This window comes from Falsiroseomonas oryziterrae (genome assembly GCF_021864505.1).
Lineage (GTDB): Bacteria > Pseudomonadota > Alphaproteobacteria > Acetobacterales > Acetobacteraceae > Falsiroseomonas > Falsiroseomonas oryziterrae.
Genome location: NZ_JAKJIB010000436.1, coordinates 1 through 2,762, shown reverse-complemented (window position 1 = coordinate 2,762; position 2,762 = coordinate 1). Strand labels below are relative to the sequence as shown.

At 73.6% G+C, this 2,762-nt stretch carries 3 protein-coding genes; 1 reads left to right on the top strand and 2 read right to left on the bottom strand.

Features of this window, described 5'->3' with window-relative positions; translation table 11 throughout:
- Both mepA and L2I40_RS21530 read right to left on the bottom strand, forming a co-directional pair.
- Window positions 1-810 (bottom strand): penicillin-insensitive murein endopeptidase (gene mepA / locus L2I40_RS21535; RefSeq protein ID WP_237217275.1); only part of this gene is annotated, 810 nt, incomplete at its 3' end.
- A 75-nt stretch (window positions 811-885) separates the two neighbouring features.
- A complete protein-coding gene (locus tag L2I40_RS21530) occupies window positions 886-1,446 on the bottom strand; it encodes a polysaccharide biosynthesis/export family protein (protein ID WP_237217274.1) in 561 nt (186 codons plus the stop codon).
- Window positions 1,447-1,658: 212 nt separating this feature from the next.
- Between L2I40_RS21530 and L2I40_RS21525 the strand changes: the two genes are divergently transcribed.
- The coding region (locus tag L2I40_RS21525; protein WP_237217273.1) for a GumC family protein at window positions 1,659-2,762 on the top strand (1,104 nt) is incomplete at its 3' end.

The following is a 2,762-nucleotide window of genomic DNA, read 5'->3' as shown; positions in this document are numbered from 1 at the left end:
GCAGGCGGCCGGCAGGCGCGGCGGCGGGGCCGGCCTCGTGGGCGGGGCAGGGGGGCGGCGCGCCTCCGGCGTCAGCCACCAGTCGAGCGACGAGTCGCACCCGTCACCGGGCGGGGGCGGGGCGATGTCGCGGCAATCCGGGCTGTCGGCCGGGCAGCGCAGCCGGATGTGCATGTGGCTGTCGTGGCCGCGCCACGGACGGACGTTCCGCAGCCAGGGCTCGCCGCGGTGATCCTGGCAGAGCCGCCGCTTGATCGCGTGGTTGACGAGAACGCGGTCCACGCCGGGCGCCTCCGCGGCGATCCGGATCAGCTGGGCGTGGCGGGGCGTCCAGCGCGCGGGATCGGTCGTGGTCTCGTCCGGCAGGACGAGGGAGGGGATCGATAGCTCCTCGCGCTGGGCGACCGGCACGCGCGGCTTGGGGCGTAGGTCGAGCCAGATGTCGACGTCGATCCCGGTCTGGTGGCTGGCATGGCCCCAGGGCATCGGGCCGCCGCGCGGCTGGGCGATGTCGCCGATCCAGAGGTCTGGCAGGCCGGCGGCCCGCGCCCGGCCGGCGACATGCTCGACGAGCGCGATGGCAGCCGGGTGGCCCCAATGGCGGTTGCGCGAGACGCGGATCGCCTGCCAGCCGGGCCCGTCGGGCAGCAGCTGCACGCCACCCTGCAGGCAGCCGAGCGAGGTGCCGCCGATGGCGCGTGGCGGGCCGGCGGCGGGGCGGGACTGTGCCGCCCAGTCGGCCGCGCGCGCCAGCGGTCCCTCGGCGGCCTGGGCGGGTGGGATCAGCAAGGCAAGGAGAAGCAGCAGCACGCGCGGACCCTAGCGCGGTCGGCCTCACCCTGTCGTGTGCCCGGTGCCCGGCCCCTGCGGGGCCGGGCGGCCGGATCAGAACCGTCTTTCGTGCACCGTGACAACGTCGCCCGGCAGGATCCGGGCCTCGCGGGTGGCACGGAACTCCTGGGCGCGGCCGTCCGGCCCGATGCGCGTCACCGTCATGCTGTCGCGCAGTGCCCGGTAGTTGAAGCCGCCGGCGACGGCCACCGCCGACAGCGCAGTCATGCCGGGCGTGTAGGGAAAGCGCCCGCCGCGCTCCACCATGCCGGTCACGAAGACCGGGCGGTACTCCAGCACCTGGATCGAGACCTGTGGCTCGCGGAACAGGTTGCGTTGGGTCATCACGCGTTCCACCGCACGCTCCACCTCGGTGGTGGTGCGGCCGGCAGCCGGCACGGAGCCGACCAGGGGCAGCGGCAGGGTTCCCTCGTCCGTGATCCGGAACTCCCCGGTCAGCCGCGGGTCATTGAACACCTGCACCCGCACCTGGTCCTCGGGCCCGAGGCGGAAGCCGGTCTCGGTCTCAGGCAGCGGCGGCAGGCCGGCGGTCGGGCTGGTGCAGGCCGCGAGCGCGGCAAGGGGCAGGAACAGGGCAAGGCGGCGGGTCGCCATGGCGAGCGGTCCTCTCTCCAACGGTTGCGAACGGGGTGGCCCATTCGTGCTGGAGGCGACGCATCTGACGCGCTCGCGTTTCCTTTCGACCCCAACACATCACGGTCTTGTTTGCGGCGCGGCGGAACCGACGGCGACCGGAACGGTTGAACAGCGGGCGCCGCGATCCGCCATCTGGATCGCGAACACCCGCGCCCGGGGGGAGTTGCACGATGCTCGACCGACCCGTCGCCGAGCCCCGCCAGCCGGCTGACCGCCGGATGGCCCAGCGCGGCGCGGCAGCCACCATGGGCGCCACAACGGTGATCGAACCGGAAGGGTTCAATCTGGCCGCGCTGATCGGTGCCCTCCGGCGGCGGCGGATGGTGCTGGTCGCCTGCGTGCTGCTCTTCCCGATCATCGCGCTGGTCGCGGCGAAGAACATGACCCCCCGCTACACCGCCAGCACCACCGTGATGTTCGAGCCGCAGGAATACGCCGCGCGCGAGTTGCAGAGCATCCTGCGCGACGAGGGGACGACGGATGCGGTGCTGGCGTCCCAGGTCGAGATCATCCGCTCGCTCTCCATCGCACGGCGGATCGTGGGACGGTTCCACCTCTCCGAGCGGCCGGAATTCGCCTGGTGGCTGCAGGACGCGGAGCGCGCCGGCGGCTGGGCCTTCGCGACGCGCGAGCGGATCGCCGATTGGCTGGAGCGCTGGTCCTTCGAATTGGCCGACCTGGTGCGGCCGCGGCCGATCGCCAACCGCCCGCCGGACCCGATCGCCGAGATCCAGGCGGCCGAGGCGGTGCTCGGGCGCCTCGTGGTCCAGGTGGTGCGCAACAGCCGGGTGCTGGCGATCCGCTTCACCACGGAGGACCCCCAGCTGGCGGCGGCGGTCGCGAACCTCGCGGCCGAGCTCTACATCTCGGACCAGCTCGACGCGAAGTTCGACGCGGTGCGGCGCGCCAACGACTGGCTCGACGGGCGCATCGCCAATCTGCGCGAGGAGGTGTCCCGCAACGAGGCGCAGATCGCCGAGCTGCGGGCACAATCCGGCCTGACGCGGGGTGTCGCGGCGGGGCTGCAGACCGAACAGATCAGCCGTCTCAACCAGGACCTGATCGAGGCGCGCAACACGCTTGCGGGCGCCGAGGCGAGGCTGCAGGCCGCGCGCGGCAGCGGTGGTGCCGGGAGCGCCGACCTCACGGCGCTCGGCGCGGCCAACCTCGTCACGCAGCGCGCCGCCCGCGACGATGCGCGGCGGGAGCTCGACCGCCTCTCCGCCGTGCTCGGCAGCAACCATCCCGACGTGCGCGCCGCGGCGAGCCGCCTC